Source organism: Pedobacter nyackensis (assembly GCF_900176505.1).
GTDB lineage: Bacteria > Bacteroidota > Bacteroidia > Sphingobacteriales > Sphingobacteriaceae > Pedobacter > Pedobacter nyackensis.
The window spans coordinates 33,286-51,960 of record NZ_FWYB01000001.1; the positions used below are offsets into that span (position 1 = coordinate 33,286).

At 38.8% G+C, this 18,675-nt stretch carries 18 protein-coding genes; 6 read left to right on the plus strand and 12 right to left on the minus strand.

All coding sequences use genetic code 11. From position 1 onward, the window contains the following. Positions 1 to 15 precede the first annotated feature (15 nt). The 3 genes from B9A18_RS00110 to cmk form a co-directional block, all read right to left on the minus strand. Positions 16 to 1,182 carry an efflux RND transporter periplasmic adaptor subunit gene (locus tag B9A18_RS00110; RefSeq protein ID WP_084286636.1) on the minus strand — a complete coding sequence of 389 codons (1,167 nt, stop codon included), beginning with the start codon at positions 1,180 to 1,182 and terminating at the stop codon, positions 16 to 18. A 101-nt stretch (positions 1,183 to 1,283) separates the two neighbouring features. Further along, positions 1,284 to 1,871: a TetR/AcrR family transcriptional regulator gene (locus B9A18_RS00115; protein ID WP_084286637.1), complete on the minus strand. Its 588-nt coding sequence runs from the start codon at positions 1,869 to 1,871 to the stop codon at positions 1,284 to 1,286. A gap of 156 nt (positions 1,872 to 2,027) precedes the next feature. Beyond that, the gene (gene cmk, locus B9A18_RS00120) at positions 2,028 to 2,705 is read right to left on the minus strand and encodes a (d)CMP kinase (RefSeq protein ID WP_084286638.1); all 678 of its coding nucleotides are present in this window, start codon (positions 2,703 to 2,705) and stop codon (positions 2,028 to 2,030) included. A gap of 81 nt (positions 2,706 to 2,786) precedes the next feature. Here cmk and arfB point away from each other — a divergent pair, with 81 nt between their 5' ends. Continuing rightward, positions 2,787 to 3,197, plus strand: coding sequence for an alternative ribosome rescue aminoacyl-tRNA hydrolase ArfB (arfB, locus tag B9A18_RS00125; RefSeq protein WP_084286639.1), 411 nt, complete (start codon positions 2,787 to 2,789; stop codon positions 3,195 to 3,197). Positions 3,198 to 3,227: 30 nt separating this feature from the next. Here arfB and B9A18_RS00130 read toward each other — a convergent pair whose 3' ends face one another. Genes B9A18_RS00130 through lon form a run of 3 tightly spaced genes read right to left on the minus strand, consistent with a single transcriptional unit; the run spans position 3,228 to position 7,257 of the window. Continuing rightward, positions 3,228 to 4,178, minus strand: coding sequence for a lipid A deacylase LpxR family protein (locus B9A18_RS00130; RefSeq protein ID WP_084286640.1), 951 nt, complete (start codon positions 4,176 to 4,178; stop codon positions 3,228 to 3,230). A 56-nt stretch (positions 4,179 to 4,234) separates the two neighbouring features. After that, complete coding sequence (locus B9A18_RS00135) at positions 4,235 to 4,735, minus strand: hypothetical protein (RefSeq protein WP_084286641.1); 501 nt, start codon at positions 4,733 to 4,735, stop codon at positions 4,235 to 4,237. A gap of 50 nt (positions 4,736 to 4,785) precedes the next feature. Then, the gene (gene lon, locus B9A18_RS00140; RefSeq protein WP_084286642.1) at positions 4,786 to 7,257 is read right to left on the minus strand and encodes an endopeptidase La; all 2,472 of its coding nucleotides are present in this window, start codon (positions 7,255 to 7,257) and stop codon (positions 4,786 to 4,788) included. Between the two features lie 265 nt (positions 7,258 to 7,522). On the opposite strand from lon, the gene B9A18_RS00145 reads away from it, so the two are divergent. Beyond that, entirely contained in the window at positions 7,523 to 8,149 is a 627-nt protein-coding gene (locus B9A18_RS00145) for a tetratricopeptide repeat protein (RefSeq protein WP_084286643.1), read from the plus strand. Positions 8,150 to 8,155: 6 nt separating this feature from the next. Here the strand turns inward: B9A18_RS00145 and B9A18_RS00150 are convergent, their stop codons facing one another. Then, positions 8,156 to 8,683, minus strand: coding sequence for a hypothetical protein (locus B9A18_RS00150; protein WP_084286644.1), 528 nt, complete (start codon positions 8,681 to 8,683; stop codon positions 8,156 to 8,158). Further along, positions 8,683 to 10,203 (minus strand): 2,3-bisphosphoglycerate-independent phosphoglycerate mutase, encoded by a 1,521-nt coding sequence (gpmI, locus tag B9A18_RS00155; protein ID WP_084286645.1) that lies wholly within the window; start codon positions 10,201 to 10,203, stop codon positions 8,683 to 8,685. Before gpmI ends, B9A18_RS00150 begins: the two co-directional genes overlap by 1 nt. Positions 10,204 to 10,340: 137 nt before the next feature. Between gpmI and B9A18_RS00160 the strand changes: the two genes are divergently transcribed. Genes B9A18_RS00160 through B9A18_RS00175 form a run of 4 tightly spaced genes read left to right on the plus strand, consistent with a single transcriptional unit; the run spans position 10,341 to position 13,083 of the window. After that, positions 10,341 to 10,736, plus strand: coding sequence for a DUF4783 domain-containing protein (locus tag B9A18_RS00160; RefSeq protein ID WP_235005199.1), 396 nt, complete (start codon positions 10,341 to 10,343; stop codon positions 10,734 to 10,736). A 36-nt stretch (positions 10,737 to 10,772) separates the two neighbouring features. Next, on the plus strand, positions 10,773 to 11,615 hold the full coding sequence (gene nadC / locus B9A18_RS00165; RefSeq protein ID WP_084286647.1) for a carboxylating nicotinate-nucleotide diphosphorylase: 843 nt from the start codon (positions 10,773 to 10,775) through the stop codon (positions 11,613 to 11,615). A 3-nt stretch (positions 11,616 to 11,618) separates the two neighbouring features. Beyond that, the gene (gene plsY, locus B9A18_RS00170; protein WP_084286648.1) at positions 11,619 to 12,266 is read left to right on the plus strand and encodes a glycerol-3-phosphate 1-O-acyltransferase PlsY; all 648 of its coding nucleotides are present in this window, start codon (positions 11,619 to 11,621) and stop codon (positions 12,264 to 12,266) included. A 10-nt stretch (positions 12,267 to 12,276) separates the two neighbouring features. Beyond that, on the plus strand, positions 12,277 to 13,083 hold the full coding sequence (locus B9A18_RS00175) for a M48 family metallopeptidase (RefSeq protein WP_084286649.1): 807 nt from the start codon (positions 12,277 to 12,279) through the stop codon (positions 13,081 to 13,083). A gap of 48 nt (positions 13,084 to 13,131) precedes the next feature. Here the strand turns inward: B9A18_RS00175 and B9A18_RS00180 are convergent, their stop codons facing one another. From B9A18_RS00180 to B9A18_RS00195, 4 genes are all read right to left on the minus strand, one after another. Beyond that, positions 13,132 to 14,400, minus strand: coding sequence for an anthranilate synthase component I family protein (locus tag B9A18_RS00180; RefSeq protein ID WP_084286650.1), 1,269 nt, complete (start codon positions 14,398 to 14,400; stop codon positions 13,132 to 13,134). Between the two features lie 109 nt (positions 14,401 to 14,509). Next, positions 14,510 to 15,787, minus strand: a complete 1,278-nt coding sequence (locus B9A18_RS00185) for an adenylosuccinate synthase (protein WP_084286651.1) — start codon at positions 15,785 to 15,787, stop codon at positions 14,510 to 14,512. 33 nt (positions 15,788 to 15,820) lie between these two features. Next, complete coding sequence (locus B9A18_RS00190) at positions 15,821 to 16,312, minus strand: Fur family transcriptional regulator (protein WP_084286652.1); 492 nt, start codon at positions 16,310 to 16,312, stop codon at positions 15,821 to 15,823. A 63-nt stretch (positions 16,313 to 16,375) separates the two neighbouring features. Then, positions 16,376 to 18,583, minus strand: a complete 2,208-nt coding sequence (locus tag B9A18_RS00195; protein ID WP_084286653.1) for a RelA/SpoT family protein — start codon at positions 18,581 to 18,583, stop codon at positions 16,376 to 16,378. Positions 18,584 to 18,675: the final 92 nt, after the last annotated feature.

Genomic DNA, 18,675 nt, shown 5'->3' on the forward strand with positions numbered 1-18,675 from the left:
TGCGGTTTACAATGCTTATTTATTGATATCACTGTAAACCGAGTCAGCACTTTGTTCTTCCGGTTTAATTTCTGCCCCGTCTTTTAATGATTGGAAACCTTGCAATACGATTTTATCACCGGCCTTTAGCCCTTTGGTTACCACAAAGAAATTGCCTTTGGTTAATTGCATCGTCTCAATTTCAGTGTTTTTAACTGTTCCTTTTTCATCCAGTACGTAAACGAATTTTTTACCCTGTAAATCGATGGTAGCAGTTTGAGGGATAAGAATTACATTTTCCAGATGTTGTGGAATGCGTATCGATGCACTTGCGCCACTTCTTAAAAGATATAAGGGGTTTGAAAAAGTAGCCCTTAAACTTACAGAACCTGTACCTGTATTGATCAAACCATTTATAGATTCAATTTTACCTTTTTCTGTGTAAGCTGATCCATCTGCAAGTACCAGTGAAACAGCTGGAATGTTTTTCAATTTTGCTTCAAGACTATTGCCTTTATATTGACGTGAAAATTCTAAAAGCTGTTTCTCATTTAAAGAGAAGTAAGCATATACCTTAGATATATTAGACACTGTTGTTAAAGGGCTTGTGCTATTGCTGCTTACCAAACTTCCGGTTTTGAAAGGAATACTTCCAATAACGCCATCAACGGGACTGGTGATATGGGTATAACCTAAATTCACTTTAGCATTTACCAATTCTGCTTTGGCTTGTGCGAGTGCTGCCTTTCTGCTTTGCAGTGTTAAAAGGGCGGCATCCAGATCATACTTACTGATGATGTCCTTTTCAACCAATGGTTTGGTTTTGTTCACCTGTAATTGTGCTGCATTTACTTCGGCTTGAGCACTGCTAATTGCAGCACTTGCTGTTCTAACCAGCTGCTCATACTGAGGTGCATTGATGGCGAAAAGTAGCTGACCTTTCTTAACGGTAGCACCTTCATCTACAAATATTTTTTCAATAAATCCATCAACTTTTGGTCTGATGTCTACATTCTGAATGCCTTCTAATGTCGCCGGATAATCAGTTTCAAGAGAGGTCGATTGAGTTGCTAAAGCCAAAACTGGGTAGGATTGTACCTGGGCAGGGGGAGGTCCAGCTTTTTTTGGATCGCTGTTTCCACAGGATGCGATGATCAATAATGCTGGGAGTAATAAATAGAGGGACTGAAATCTAGTTTTCATCTTACGTAATTGTGTTTTTTAGTGGATGAGCTATCATGAGATTTTATTGGTTTAAATCATATAAAATCATGATGGTTCATATTTTGGATGTATTGTCGTAGTTAAAGGAATATTATTTCAAAAATTAATTGTTTCCGCTCTTCCATCAATGCGCTGTAGTCCTCATCATTCATGCCAAATAGTATCCTATTTAGTGGGGCAGTAACCAGCGGATAAGCCATTAGAGAAAAAAGATTAATGGCAAAATGTCTAGGGTTCATAGTTTTTATGGTCCCTTTGTCCATCTCCAATTGAATCTCTTCCAGAAATGTGTTAACCTTTTGTATCCTTGCTTTTTTCGCATTGATCACATCATGTCTGTTCATCTCTGTGATGATAAATAATTCGCGATAAGGGAACTGCATGGCCTCTTTTAGGAAGACGGAAATGAGGTTTTTTATCTTCTCTTTGAAAGGCATGTCGGACTCAAAAACATCGTCTAGCGTCTGAAAAAGGTCTTCTTGTGCTTCATTGAATACTTGATCAAACAAGATGTCTCTGGAACGGAAGTAATAGTTAACAAGTGTACGATTTACACCTGCTGCATCTGCAATCTCTTGTGTAGTAGCATGCAATTTACCCTCAGCAAAGAATAAATGCTTAGCCGTATTTTTAATTAATTGCTCGGTACCGGTATCTCTGGAACTCATATACTTTAAGTTTGACAAAATTGTTAAACAAAAGTATTAAACTCATATTTTAATTAAAACATAGAAATGTAATGTTTATGTTAAGCGGGGAATTGTAACTAAATATTTGCAAAAATAAAATGCAGTAAGTAGTTTAATAAAGCTTCAAAAAAATGCTTAAGGAAGATGCTGATGTACCATATCCAGTGCAAAGTGAAGCTGCTCTGATTCAGTAATATTGGTATTATCCAGGATAATTGCATCTTCAGCACGTGTTAACGGGCTTTCCGCACGCGTCGTGTCGGCATAATCCCTGTGTGCTAAATTCTCAAAAACCTCTTCCAGCGTTGTAGTCGTATCTCCTTTGCTTTGTAGTTCTTTATATCTACGTTCTGCCCTGATCTTTGGGTCGGCAGTCATGAAAAACTTAACCTGTGCATCTGCAAATACTGTGGTACCTATGTCGCGTCCATCCATTACTATGTTTTTGGATTTCCCCATACGCTGCTGTTGCTTTACCATTTCCCTGCGCACTTGCTTATTCGCCGAAACCTCACTTACAGTTTCCGAAACCGGCATTTGTCTGATCTCTTCAGATACTTCTTCACCGTTAAGGGTAATGTGCGACTGATAATCGCGGGAATGAAAATTGAGCTCTATCTGCTCAAGGGTATTCTTCACCGCTTCAGGATCATTTACATTGATATGATTACGGATAAAATATAGTGTTACAGCACGGTACATGGCACCGCTGTCGATATAAATAAAGCCGAGTTTCTTGGCAAGCGCTTTTGCTAAAGTGCTTTTTCCACAAGATGAATAGCCATCTATAGCTATAACGAGGTTTTTTCTCATAGGTGAGCAAAGTTAGTATTTTGAAGAATTGTTTAATATGAAATCTTTATTAAATGCTCAACATATGTTTATGTTTGTACCATGGTCCCCAGCAGAGAAGATATATTAAAGTCAGTTACCTTCAAAACTTCACGTAGTGGGGGTAAGGGCGGCCAAAATGTAAACAAGGTTTCCAGTAAAGTAGAACTCATTTTTAACCTGGAGACAGCAGCTTTTTTAACGGAGGAAGAACGGGCTTTGATCACAGAAAGGCTAGCCAACCGTTTAGACCAGGAAGGTAACCTTCATGTGGTGTCACAGGAAGACAGGAGTCAATTGTTAAATAAGGAAAAGACCATTGCTAAATTGGTCATTTTGCTGAAATCTGCGCTCCATGTACAAAAAAAGAGAAAACCCACCAAAATTCCCAAATCTGTAATCAGAAAAAGGTTAAAGGATAAACAAACTGTAGCTTCTAAAAAAGAGGCCAGGAAGCGACCTCAGCTGGATTAAATCAATTTGAAGCCCATGTGCTAAGCTGTACTAGTTAAACCTGTAAAACATACTGAGTGATCCATATTGATGCGCTTTCGCAGTGCTCTTTATTTCTTTGGTTTTAAAGATCATTCCAAAATCAACAGTAAATCGTTGTGAGCTGTAATTGAAGCCAATTTGCTGGGCAAACACAATCGGTTTTGTGTCAAAAGTAACCGGATCATTGTTATTAAACATGCTGCCCTGGATGGTCGCATCATAAGCAATAAAATTTAATTGCGGTTTCGCGTAGAAGAATACCTCTCGTTTGACAAGTGCTTTGGTTTTTGCATTATTTCCAATAACTGCGTTAGTATAGGCAGAATTGAAAAGCTGATTTAAACCACCTGCTCTAAATAAAATGCCTGCTCCAGCTCCGCTAAATGTAGTTCCTGCATTGGCATAGCCTTCAAAAGAGAAGTCTGTGGCTTTGTTCGATGAACGATGTAGCAATCGGGTGTATTGAGCAGAGAGGTTTACAGCAAGCGCATTTTTTATCTGATAATCCCAACCACCAAGCTCATAAAATCCTACTGTATTGTGTAGCAAATCCTGCCCGCTTTCTGCAAGGGAATTCGGACCGGTAGTTCCTAATTCAACACTGGTTTTTAAAATACTTTCGTTGGTGTAAAACCAGCTTAAGGCTCCTCCGGCATACAGATAACCGGCAAAAGGCCTGTCGTGTCTGGCGGGGTCGGGCGCAGAGCCGGAGTAAGGATTGTATATCTCCTGACCGGCGCTAATTTCATATATCTTTTTTTCCAAACCCTCTTTTAAAGTTTCCTGGTTAACTGCCCGCCTAAAGTGAATAAATAAGCCATTGGTATAATAACGGTCTGAGCCCTGAGCAAGGTAGGAGTCGTTATCGCTGCGGAATCCAAATTCATTTTTAAAAGTTTGGGCAATTGAAGCGCTTGCAGTTAATAAGATTATTGCAGCTGTAAGTAAAGGTTTGGTCATTGTTGAATAAAAAAAACTCCGGTTGATTTACCGGAGTTGAAGATAGTATTTTATAATTAAAACGTATAGCCTAGACTAATCCCGCCGTAATAAGGCATAAAGAAATCACTGCTGAATACCGGACTTAACCCTGCTCTGAACGAGAAACCATCGTCCGCTGGTTGTACACGATAAAAGAAACTCATAGTTCCGACCAGATTGCTCTCGTTTTTATTAAATAGTACCTCACTGTCACCACTGGTACTTAAATAAGTAGCACCTAGTCCTAATTCGAAAAATTTGTTTCCTTTTCCAAGTAAGTAATTTAATGAAAGTGGTACTGATGTGATTTTGTCACCATCCACAGAGAAATAACCAATACCCGCTCTTCCACCCAGTCCATCTCTTCTATTAGAGAACCTGGAATCATAATTAGCAGTGAAGGTTAAGCCTTGGCCCCCTAATTCAATAAAGATGTTTTGTGCACGTTTTACAGTTGGCGCAGTCTCCTGCGCATTAACTTTTTGGTAGCCTAGTGTGGTGATAAGAAGGCTAACAAATAAAGTGAATCTTTTCATTAGTCGTTTGTTTGTTAAAATTATTTGGAGTTTATATTAAATTAATACAATTAGTGCGTTGTTGTTTTCGGATGTACCGTTAAGTCTTGTGCGTTTTTAACCTTTTCTTTAGTCAAAGCAAGGTCAATCACTTCTTTCATTTCATTAACATAATGGAAGTTGAGATCTTTGACATAACTCTCTTTAATTTCCAGAATGTCTTTATGGTTTGATTTGCTCAAGATGATGTCTTTGATATTCGCACGTTTAGCAGCAAGTATCTTTTCCTTTATTCCACCAACAGGTAGTACCTTGCCTCTAAGGGTAATCTCACCGGTCATAGCCAGGTTTGATTTTACTTTACGTTGAGTAAAGGCCGAAGTTAATGCCGTGAGCATAGTTATACCTGCAGAAGGGCCATCTTTAGGGGTAGCACCCGCTGGAACGTGAATATGTACATCACGCTGATCAAACAATGCATATTCAATACCAAAAATCGCTGCGTGTGCACGTAAATAAGCAAGGGCAATAATGGCCGATTCTTTCATTACTTCACCTAAGTTTCCGGTGAGCGTTAGTTTCCCTTTACCCGGGCTTAAGCTAGCCTCAATAAATAGTATATCACCACCAACCTGCGTCCAGGCTAAACCTGTTACTACACCAGCAACTTCATTGCCTTCATATAGGTCTTTGTCGTAAATTGGGGCACCTAAAATACGCTCTACATCAATCAGACTAAGGTTTGGATCATAAGTCTCCTCAAGGGCAATTTTCGTAGCTACGCCACGCACCAGTGAGCCAATCTTTTTTTCCAGCCCACGTACACCTGATTCTCTGGTATAGTCTTCAATTACTTTTTCAATTAAAGCGCTTTTTAGGACAATATCTTTAGTTTTTATACCATGTTGCTCTTTTTGTTTTGGCAACAAATATCTTTTTGCGATCTCTATTTTTTCTTCAATAGTATAGCCATTCACTTCAATAATCTCCATACGATCAAGCAAAGCAGGATGAATAGAGCTTAATGAGTTAGCGGTGGCAATGAACAGTACGCTAGACAAATCGTAGTCAGTCTCAACGTAGTGGTCATTAAAAGCACTATTTTGCTCAGGGTCTAATACCTCAAGCAGGGCAGAAGAAGGGTCGCCCCTGAAATCCGATCCTACCTTATCAATCTCATCCAGTACAAATACAGGATTAGAAGCTCCTGCTTTTTTGATCGACTGAATGATACGACCTGGCATAGCACCAATATAGGTTTTCCTGTGTCCACGGATTTCAGCTTCATCTCTTATTCCACCTAGTGCCATACGCACATATTTACGGTTCAGCGCTTTGGCAATTGATTTCCCAAGAGAGGTTTTTCCAACTCCCGGAGGCCCTACCAGGCAAAGGATCGGCGCTTTCATATCGCGTTTAAGTTTTAGTACAGCCAGGTATTCGATAATACGCTGCTTTACTTTTTCTAATCCGAAATGGTCTTTATCCAGTACACGCTGAGCACGCTTAAGGTCAAAATTGTCTTTTGTGAAATCACCCCACGGCAAGTCCAGCAATAATTCAAGATAGTTGATCTGAACAGAATAATCAGGAGCTGCAGGATTCATACGCCCTAATTTTTCCAGCTCTTTATTAAAGTGATCAGAAACATGAGCCGACCATTTTTTCTTTTTCGCGCGACTTTCCAACGCTTCATACTCCAGGTCTGATGAGTTACCACCCAATTCTTCCTGTATGGTTTTAAGCTGTTGATTTAAGAAATAATCCCTTTGCTGCTTGTCTAGGTCTGTACGTACTTTTGACTGGATCTGGTTTTTAAGTTCCAGCATTTGAAGTTCCAGCGTAAGTAGTTCCATCACCATCATAGCACGTTCGCGCAGGTTGGTCATTTCCAGCATTTTTTGCTTATCTGCAACATCTGCATTCATATTAGAAGAGATGAAGTTGATCAGAAAAGAAGTGCTTTCTATGTTTTTCAGCGCAATACCCGCTTCGCTTGGAATGTTTGGCGATAGCTGGATGATCTGACTGGACATTTCCTTTATGGAGGCTACAAGCGCCTTAAATTCCTTATCCGCTTTATGCTTTTTCTCTTCGAATTTACTGATCGTTACTTTAATATAAGGTTCAGACTGTACTTCCTCTATTAGACGGAAACGCTGTTTACCCTGTATAATTACAGTAGTGTTGCCGTCAGGCATTTGAAGCATTTTAATAATATGGGCTACCGTACCTACACTGTTTAATTGTTCAAATGTAGGATCTTCGATAGAAACATCGCGCTGAGAAACAACACCTATGATTCTGTCACCTTTATAAGCTTCTTTAATTAGTTTTATTGATTTATCTCTGCCAACAGTAATCGGAATTACAACTCCCGGGAAAAGTACAGTGTTCCTTAATGGAAGTATGGGTAAAACCTCTGGAGTATCCTCATTATTCATCTCATCCTCATCTTGTTGAGACATTAAAGGGAAAAATTCAGTGTCTTCATTTATGATAGGTAGTGCATTGCTAAAATCGAAGTGATCTCGTTTACTCATTAAATAAGTCTTTCTAAAATAAAAAACGACAATCTGACAGCATGTCGTTTAAATGATTATTAATTGTATTGTATAGTGATAATTTCAACTCCTGTGCCAAAAAAATAATGACTGCTTTTCCCTGTTAAAAAGTCATGCTTCAATAATAATTAATTAATCAATCATAATTTGAATTATTTGACGTTTAAGTTAGATATTTGCAACTGGTATGATAGTTGACAGTATCCACATTTTAAATATATTTATTTTTTTTAAATAGAAGTTAATGAACTATTTCAAGCAAACGATTCTGTTTTTATTTGTTTTTTCTGCGAGCACCACATTTGCGCAAAATAGTGGTTATGATAAGTTAGGCATGCAGGCCATGATGAAGGGTGACTATAAAGGCGCTGTTAATCAGCTTGCTAAGGCCGATGCGAAAAATCCAAATAATGCTAATGTGTTGAAAATGCTAGGGTATTCCTATTTTCAGTGTGGCGATTTCGAAAATTCTATAGATACCTATAGCCGTTTGATCGTTTTAAAACCTTCAGATTATTCTGCTTATTATTACAGAGGGAAGGCCAGGCAAAATGTGGCCAACGATCCGAAGGAATCTTTAAACAATATGCGGGAAAATTTTTACCTGGCTTCTATTAAAGACTTTACAAAGGCGATAGAAATCAATGGGGAAGAGGATACTCAGTTGTTACAAAACAGGGCATTGGCTTATAAAGACTACGCTATTTACAAATCTTATAAAATCAAAACTAAAGCCGAAAAAGCAGCCTGCGTAGCTTTGTTTAACAACTCCATTGCTGATTTCCAAAAGGTACTGGTTGTTCAGCCACAGCGAAAAGATATTCTTTCACTGATTGATTATGTTAAAGCGCAGGTAACCAGTCTGAAATAACCGATTTTATTTAAAGCTTCCCGTAATACTGTATTTCTTTTCAGACAGTAATTTGATGTGCTGGCTTTTCTTTATCTGATACAAGCTGTCAGGGTAATAGGAGAGGGTATCAGCAGAGCTATATAATGAATTGCTACTCTTCATCACAATCCGGATACTTTGCAATCTGTGATTCTTCCTGGCAATGGAAATTTCTTTTACAGGGATTTTTTCGTCATCTGAAGTATATATATCCTGCTCTTCAGTAAGATTTGTTTTAAACAAGCCTTTCCATGCATTTCGGTTAATATCCGCATCAGAAAAAATGGAAAGCTCCTTAGACCAGTCTGCAATACGAATCTTTTTAGTTTCTGACGAATCATTTACCGTTACCGTCTTTATAAATTCAGGATTGCTTTTTGTAAGACGCGCCGCCTCTTTGTTAAAATAACCTTTGAGGTCAAAGTAATTTAAAGCATTCTTTTGATTTTTTACGGCCGGATTGCAGCCGTAAAAAATCAAAAGAATACCAGATACGAATAAAGTTTTCTTCATTATACTAAACTATTACCGGTCATAATAGCCGGCTTAGGAATATCCATTATGCTTAAAATTGTAGGGGCGATGTCACCAAGTTTACCATCAGCTAAACTTGTATAGTCCTTATCTATCAAAATGCAAGGTACCAGATTGGTTGTATGTGCAGTATTTACTGATCCATCATTATTGATCATAAATTCAGAGTTGCCATGATCTGCCAGGATGATAAATGAATAGCCATTTTCAAGACCTTTATTTACAACCACCTCTGCGCAGCTATCTGCCGTCTCAACAGCTTTAACAACGGCATCAAATACACCTGTGTGACCAACCATATCAGGATTAGCAAAGTTTAAGCATACAAAATCAGGCCATCCGGTTTCCAGTTCTTTGCAAATAGCTTCAGTAATTCCTGCTGCGCTCATCTCTGGCTGAAGGTCGTAGGTAGCTACTTTTGGAGAAGGAATCATAATCCTTTTTTCATTTTCAAATACCTGTTCACGACCTCCGGAGAAAAAGAAAGTTACATGTGGGTATTTTTCGGTTTCCGCAATACGGATTTGATTTTTATGATATTTTTCTAATACTTCACCAAGTGTTTCCGACAAGTCGTCCTTAGTAAAGATCACTTTTACATTGTTGAAATTCTCATCGTAGGTGGTCATGGTCACATAGTACAAAGGTAGTTTGTGCATTCCAAAATCAGGATAGTCATTTTGCGAAAGTGCCGCAGTGATTTCCCTGCCACGGTCTGTTCTGTAGTTAAAACAAATAACTACATCATCAGGTTGTATCGTCGCAATCGGTTGTCCGTCTGGCTGAGTTACAACAATAGGTTTTATAAATTCGTCGGTTACTCCGTCTTTGTAAGATTGTTCAATAGCAACTGCCGGATCAATTGTTGGTTGTCCAACACCTTTGGTAAGTAAGTCGTAGGCCAGTTTAACCCTTTCCCATCTGCTGTCCCTATCCATTGCATAATAACGGCCTATAACACTGGCAATTTTAGCAGTTGTGTGTGGCAGGTGATTGTTCAGCTCATGAATAAAGCCAAGGCCTGAATTTGGATCAGTATCTCTTCCATCCATAAATGCATGTATAAATACGTTTTTTAATCCTTCTTCCGTAGCCGCATCACATAAAGCTTTTAAGTGATTGATATGTGCATGCACGCCGCCATCTGAAGTTAAGCCTATAAAATGAACAGCTTTATTATTGTTTTTAGCATAATTAAATGCCTCAAGTAGTACCTGGTTTTGATGAAGCGTTCTGTCGCTGATAGCTTTATTGATTCTACCCAATTCCTGATAGACAACCCTGCCTGCACCAAGATTCATGTGACCCACTTCAGAGTTACCCATTTGTCCGGCTGGTAAACCTACGGCTTCACCCGAGGCTTCCAGTTTAGAATTTGGGTATTTGTTGATTAAAGAATCAAAAAAAGGAGTGTTGGCAACATAAACTGCATCAGAATTATCTTTCTTTCCGTATCCCCAGCCATCAAGAATCAGTAGTACTATTTTTTTGTTGTTCATTTGTGGTTCGTTTTAATTTTTATTGTCAATGAGCTTAGCAAATATAAGCCTATTGCGCCTTTTTTTTGAACCAATTTCTTTTTTATGATCTATTAATGGCATAATTTATGTGGACTCCTTGTATTAGCTATATAGAGATGATAAAGCCCTTACTGTTTATTTTTTTATTTTTCACTCAATTCCCTTCCTCTTATACGCTTCAAGGCGATATTATAGATAATTTATCTGCACATTTTAAAGCCGGCAATGCAAAAGAGATTGCAGCAAGCTTCGCTTCTTCTGTAGAGTTAATTATCATTGATGATGAAGATGTATACTCTAAAGCTCAGGCTGAGCAAATCCTAAGAAATTTTTTTACTAAGTATCCGCCGGTTAAATCTTCTGTTATTCATCTTATTAATACCAACCCAAATTTCAGATTTGGTATACTTTCCCTTCACACTAAGAATGGTAAATTCAGGGTGTCCATCACCATGAAAAAATCCGCCAGTGCTTTTTTTATTACAGAATTAAGGATAGAGCCTGATAAATAATAGTAAAAATGCTATTTTTGGATTTAAATATTAATTTTGGATATACAAGTCATAGATAAATTCATAAAGAATGCTATTGCCGAAGATCTGGGTGATGGCGATCATACTTCTCTTTCTACGATCCCAGCGAATGCTCAGGGCAAAGCAAAATTGCTAATTAAAGAGTCAGGTATAATAGCCGGGGTAGAACTTGCTCTCGAGATTTTTAAACAGGTTGACGCCAGCCTTACTACTGAAGTGTTTATTAATGATGGTGCTGAAGTGAAATATGGCGATATCGCCTTAACTGTTTCAGGAAGCTCGCAATCTATACTGCTCGCAGAACGTTTGGTGTTAAACTGCATGCAACGCATGAGTGGTATTGCAACTAAAACGAATCACATTGTTAAGTTACTTTCAGGATACCATACTAAACTGCTGGATACCCGTAAAACTACACCTGGTTTAAGGTACCTTGAAAAATGGGCCGTACGTATCGGTGGGGGAGTAAACCATCGGATTGGTCTATACGATATGATTCTGATCAAAGACAATCATGTTGATTATGCAGGAGGGATTGCAAATGCCATTAATGCATCAAATCAGTATCTGAAAGATAAAAACAAACAATTAGAAATAGAGATCGAGGTTAGAGATCTCTTGGAGCTCGATCAGGTGCTCGAAACTGGAAATGTAAATCGAATTATGCTTGATAATTTTAGTTTCGATGATTTAAAAGAAGCTGTTCGAAGGATCAACAAGCAATATATTACAGAAGCATCCGGAGGTATTACGGAAGAGAATGTGGCAGCGTATGCTGCTTGTGGCGTGGATTATATCTCTATGGGCGCATTAACGCATTCTGTGAAGAGTTTAGACATGAGTTTAAAAGCCTTTTAGGTTATGATTTCTATCTATTCTATTTCGGCTCTTCTTTTAGCCTATTTATTTGGCTCAATACCTACCGCAGTGTGGTTAGGACAGGCATTTTATGGTGTTGATGTAAGGGAATATGGCAGTGGAAATGCAGGTGCAACAAATACTTTTAGGGTTCTAGGGAAGAAGGCAGGTATTGCCGTAATGATTGTAGATATCGGAAAAGGATACACTGCAACCAAACTCGCCTATTTTATAGGTCTCTCCGTTACCGGTCCGCAAAATTCAGCACAGTTTGTAAATTATGAGCTGGCATTGGGTGTTACGGCAGTTATGGGGCATTTATTTCCTGTATTTGCAGGATTTAGAGGGGGAAAAGGCGTAGCTACACTTTTTGGAATGATTTTGGCAGTTAATTTCCCGGCAGCAATGCTTTGTGTTCTGGTATTTGTTACGGTCTTGTTGATTACAAAATATGTGTCATTAAGTTCAATATGCGCTGGCTTTACCTTTCCATTAAGTATTGTGTTTTTGCTGCATTCGTCAATAAAATCTGAGGTTTTGTATGGTATGTGCGTATGCGTATTGATATTGGTAACACACCAAAAAAACCTGGAGCGACTGTTAAAAGGCAAAGAGTCTAAGGTGTATTTGTTCAAGAAAAAATCGAATTAATCTAAAACTTATGAAAAGAGTATTAATTGTAGGCTTAACCACTATCGGATTAGCTTTGTCTTCCTGTTCTACTGTTCCGTTAACAGGAAGAAGCAGATTAAATCTTGTTAGTGATGATCAGGTCTTGCCAATGGCTTTCCAGGCCTACAGCACATTTTTAACCGAAAATAAAAATGCAGTATTGTCTGCCGCTAACCCACAGGCATCGAGAGTAAAAAGCATCGGCAACAAGCTTATTGCTTCTGTGAAAACTTATATGAACAACAATAACTATGGAGATCTGATTAAGGATTACCAGTGGGAAGTAAATGTTGTTGAAAGTAAAGAATTGAATGCCTGGTGTATGCCGGGAGGTAAAATCGTAGTATATACCGGAATATTGCCGGTAACTAAAGATGATGCCGGTTTAGCAACAGTGATGGGACATGAGATTGCCCATGCCATTGCCGGACACAGTGCAGAGCGGATGTCTCAGCAAATGGTTTCTCAGGGGCTCGGATCCTTAGGAAATGCAGCGTTGTCCCAAAACCCTAAAACACAGTCTATATTTAATACCTTGTACGGGGTAGGTACACCTTTGGCAATGCTAAAATATTCGCGCAATCAGGAACTTGAAGCAGATAAAATGGGATTAATTTTTATGGCTATGTCGGGGTATAATCCGCAAAATGCTACTGCATTCTGGCAAAGAATGGCTTCCGCTGCAGGGAGTGGTCAAAAACCACCGGAGTTTTTAAGTACCCACCCTAGTGATGCTACACGTATTGCTCAAATAGAAAGAGCTATCCCGGAAGCAATGAAGTATTACAAAAAGTAAAATACATAAGGAATTCATCAATACGAGGCCACATGATGTGGCCTTTTTTTATGGTTTAAGTGTTTGAATAATGGCGGAGGCTTTTAACATGCACTCTTGATACTCTGCTTCTGCGTTAGCAGCAAATGTAATGGCTCCGCCAACCTGGAAAGATAGGTACTGTTTCGCTGCATCATAAAGGAGGCTACGGATGATCACATTGAAATCAAAATCAGCCTCAGGTGTGATATAGCCAAATGCACCTGAATAGACCCCACGTTTATTCAATTCGTATTCTTCAATCAAAGCCATTGCTTTTACCTTCGGAGCGCCTGTCATCGATCCCATCGGAAAAGTCTCTTTTATGGCATCTATGAAGTGTACATCTGGACTTAGCTGACAACTAACGGTCGATATCATTTGGTAAACTTGTGGGAAACCGTAAATTCCAAAAAGCTCATCCACTTTTACACTCCCTTTTATTGCGCTTTTTGTAAGATCATTACGTACCAGATCTACAATCATTACATTCTCAGCCTGTTCCTTCTCGTTTTTTCTTAAAGCATCTTTTATTAACAAATCTTCTTCGGCATTTATGCTTCGTTTTGCAGTGCCTTTGATCGGTTGTGAGATTAATTTGTTTCCCCTTTTACAAAGGAATCTTTCCGGACTGGCAGATAGGATGTATTGGCTTTTTATTTTAAAAAAGCCGGCAAATGGAGTAGGGGAGACTGCACATAATTTATGGTATATGTCTACAGGATTGATGGCTGCATTTTCAGCAAAAAACTCCTGGCAAAAGTTAACTTCATAGATGTCGCCACGCACAATATGTTGTTGCAAGGCTTCAACTGTTTTAAGGTATTGTGTTTTTGAAATCCTGCTTTGAATCTGTATTCCTCCTTCATGGTCTGTGTTTTTAGCAGGACTGATATCGAGCTCAACATCAGTAATGATATTCATCACATCTGGGTTCCCGATAAGCACCGTTGCCTCGTCTCCCTTAACCGTAATGAGGTATTGGGGGATAAAGAAATAAAGTTCGGGAAAATTAAGGTGATCAGGATTCAATGAACTAAGCTGTTCTACCTCGTTTTTAAGGTCGTAACTGAGTAAGCCGAACATCCAGTTCTGATGTTGTTCATAAAAAGCTTTCAGCGCTGTAAATTTAGAGGCAGAAAGTGCATTTAGTTCTTCCTGTACGCCAATCGCCAGAAGCAGATCATATTTTCCGTAAGGATCCGAATAGCCATTTGAGTCGAGGATACAACATACTTCAAAAGAAGTTGCCCATTGTATCGCTTTTTGTTTAAAAGATGGTAGGTCCTGAACTCTCATTTTAATTTGCGCAAATGTAACGCATTTATATATACTTGTCTGACTTGAGGGCATAAAAAAAGGTGATATTCTGTATAGAATACCACCTTTTTAAATAGGATTAAGAACCTTAGTTCAATTCTAATGTTTGTACTCTGTCTGGTCCTACAGAAAGGAATTTAACAGGTACTTCCAGCTCTTTCTCAAGAAACGCAATGTAAGCGTTAAGATTAGCAGGGATTTCTTCTACCTTAGTTACTTTCGTTACATCTGTTTTCCAGCCTTCAATAGCTTTCAATACTGGAGTTGGTTTCACAGAGATAATGTCGTATGGCATATAGTCGATGGTTTCACCATTGTGTTCATAATGAGTACAAGCGTAGATGGTATCAAAACCGTCTAATACGTCTGCTTTCATCATGATCAGCTCAGTAACACCATTCAGCATGATTGCATATTTTAATGCCGGAATGTCAATCCATCCGCAACGACGCGCACGGCCGGTAGTTGCACCGAACTCATGACCAACCTGACGTAGGTTTTCTCCAACTTCATCATCCAGCTCAGTAGGGAAAGGACCACCACCAACACGGGTACAATAGGCTTTAAAAATACCATAAACATGACCGATTTTGTTAGGCGCAATACCTAAACCTGTACATGCACCAGCAGTTGTTGTGTTTGATGAAGTTACAAAAGGATAAGATCCGAAATCTACATCCAATAATGTTCCTTGTGCACCTTCAGCCAATACCGTTTTTCCTTCTTTAAGGAAACCATTTACATAGTGCTCACTATCTACATGCGGTATGGTTTTGATGAATTCAATCGCTTCAAAGAAAGCAGCTTCTTTTTCAGTAAGATCATATTCAAACTCGTAATGAGAAAGTATTTCTTTATGTTTCTCAACCAGTTTATTGTAACGGTCTTTAAAATCAGGAAGGGTGGTGTCACCAATCCTCAATCCATTACGACCAGTTTTGTCCATATAAGTAGGACCAATTCCTTTTAAGGTCGAACCGATTTTATCTTTACCCATTTTTTGTTCATTTGCTGCATCCAGCAATTGGTGGGTAGGTAAAATCAGGTGAGCTTTGCGGGCTATTACCAATTTACCATTGGCAACCGGATCATGACCTGCTTTTTTAAGGTTATCCAGTTCCCTTTTTAAAATGATGGGATCAATTACCACACCATTTCCAATCAGGTTCATTGTCTTTTCGTTAAAGATACCAGAAGGAATAGTGTTTAAAACAAACTTTTTGCCATCAAACTCTAAAGTATGTCCGGCATTCGGACCGCCTTGAAAACGAGCTATCAAATCATATTGCGGACTTAGTACATCAACAATTTTTCCCTTGCCTTCATCGCCCCATTGCAGGCCCAGAAGCACGTCTACTTGCGTCATTATTTAAATTTAAAAATGGAAATATTTAATTGGTTAACTTGCATGTTTAATGTCGTTATTCTGATTGTTCATTGCCGCTTTAGCAGAACAATCGAAACAAACGCCATAAAGATTTAAAGAGTGGTGTTTAATCTCAAATTTCAATAGCTCACCAACCATACTTTGTATTTGCTGAATACGTGGGTCGCAGAATTCTACAACCTTTCCGCAATCAATACAGATGGTATGATCATGCTGATGGTAGCCATAAGATTTTTCAAACTGAGCCATGTTTTTGCCAAACTGGTGCTTGGTAACAAGGTCACACGAAACCAATAACTCTAATGTATTGTATACTGTAGCCCTGCTCACACGATATTTTTGATTTTTCATGTGGATATAAAGGGTCTCTACATCGAAATGGTCATCTCTTGAGTATATTTCTTCTAAGATGGCAAAACGTTCCGGTGTTTTTCTCAGACTTTTATTTTCGAGGTAGGCTTCGAATATTTTCCTAACCAACTCGCTGTTGTGGTTTGTCGACATAGTTTTTAAACTCCTTTCAAAGGTATCAATTTTTTATATAAACCCTACGGTTTATTGTTATTTTTAGGCGTCAAAACGGGTAACACCCGTTACACCTTTAACTTCTAACAGATTTTTAATCAGGTTGTCAAGGTGCTCCTTGTCATTCACAAAGATCATTATTGATCCATCAAAAATTCCATTATCTGTGTCTACAGTTATAGAACGCATATTTACCTTAAAATCGTTTGATATAACTTTAGTTATATTATTGATCAGGCCAACGTCGTCGATACCTATAATGTGCAGACCAGTTAAGAATGTAAGTTCTTTCTGACGGTTCCATTTGGCCTTAACCACTCTGTAGCCATAATTGGCCATCAGCTGGGCGGCATTCGGACAATTGGTACGGTGGATCTTTATCCCTTCATTAACAGTAACAAAGCCAAAAACGTCGTCACCGGGGATAGGGTTACAACAAGCCGCCAGCGTATAGTCTATTTTTTGAAGATCCTCGCCAATCAACAGAATATCCGATTCCGGACCTTTTACCTTGTGTAACAAGGCATCAATCTGCTGATTGTCACTTTTGTCAGCACCCCGGTTTTCTATCTCTTTTTCACTAGCCAGGTAATCCTTCAGATCCTTTAATTCTATTTTCCCTTTTGCTACCGCGATGAAAAGCTCCTGGGTAGAAGGTAGTTTAAAGAAATAGCTCAGTTTATTTAAATTATCGGTATTGTAGGTGATCTTGAGCGATTTCATTTTACGTTCCAGCGCTTCCTTACCCAGTTCGGCAATTTTTCTCTTTTCTTCTTTTAATGAAGATTTGATTTTGGATTTAGCTTTGGCGGTAACTACAATGTTCAGCCAGTCCTCCTTAGGAGATTGTTTGCTGGAAGTGATGATCTCAACCTGATCTCCATTTTGCAGTTTGTATGATAAAGGAACCAGCTTGTGGTTTACTTTTGCACCTATACATTTAGCACCTACATCGGTGTGAATCTCAAATGCAAAGTCTAGTGCCGTTGCCCCCAGAGGTAACTGTAACAACGCACCCTTCGGTGTGAAAATAAAAATCTCATCTGAGAAGAGGTTCATTTTAAAGTCGTCGAGGAAGTCCAGGGCGTTGGCCTCAGGATTATTCAGCATTTCTCTTACCTTCATAATCCATTGATCCAGACCATTGTCATTGCTCGATTCCTTGTATTTCCAGTGTGCCGCAAAACCTTTTTCCGCAATTTCATTCATCCGTTGTGTACGGATTTGTACTTCAACCCACTGTCCTTTCGGCCCCATTACGGTAGTATGTAAGGATTCGTATCCGTTTCCTTTTGGTGAAGACACCCAGTCGCGTAAGCGATCAGGGTTAGGGCGGTAAAGATCAGTAACAATTGAATAAGCTTTCCAGCAGTCGGCTTTTTCATTTTCAGGTGCACTGTCCAAAATGATTCTGATGGCGAAAAGGTCATATACTTCCTCAAATGGAATATTTTTGCTTTTCATCTTGTTCCATATCGAATGGATAGATTTCGGACGGCCATAGATATCTGCCGCCAATCCCTGTTCAGCTAGTATTTCATTTATAGGCTCAACAAACCTTTTAATAAAAAGTGTCCTTTCTGCTTTTTTCTCATTCAGTTTGGTCGCGATATATTTATAGGTATCCGGTTCCAGATATTTCATGGAAAGGTCTTCCAGTTCAGATTTAATCGTATATAAACCTAAACGATGCGCCAAAGGAGCATAAAGATAAATGGTTTCAGACGCAATTTTAAGTTGCTTTTGTCTGGGCATAAAATCCATGGTCCGCATGTTATGCAGTCGGTCGGCCAGTTTAATCAGGATTACCCGTACGTCATCCGCAAGCGTAAGCAACATTTTTCTGAAATTCTCTGCCTGCAGGGAACTGTTGTAATCAAAAACACCGGAGATTTTGGTCAGTCCATCAATAATTTTTGCTGTTTTTTTGCCAAATTCACGTTCAATATCTTCCAGCGTGATGTCGGTATCTTCTACAACATCATGTAACAGCGCGCATACAATTGAGGTGGTGCCCAGCCCAATCTCTTCGGCTGCAATTTGCGCAACCGCAATTGGATGGTATATATAGGGTTCGCCGGATTTTCTCCGCATATTTTTATGGCTTTCCAGGGCCATATCAAAAGCTTTTCTAATCTCTTTTTTGTCTCCCCGCTGCATGGTTGGTTTACAAGCACGCAAAAGAGCACGGTATCGTTTCAGTATTTCCTGCTTCTCTGCTTCTAAATCTATGACTAATGCGTTCTTCATCGTATTCTCGTTATTCCCTTAATATAAGTTTTTTTACAAAGACTGGAGCTAATATGAACAATAATTCTACCAAATAATTGTTTGTCATATGT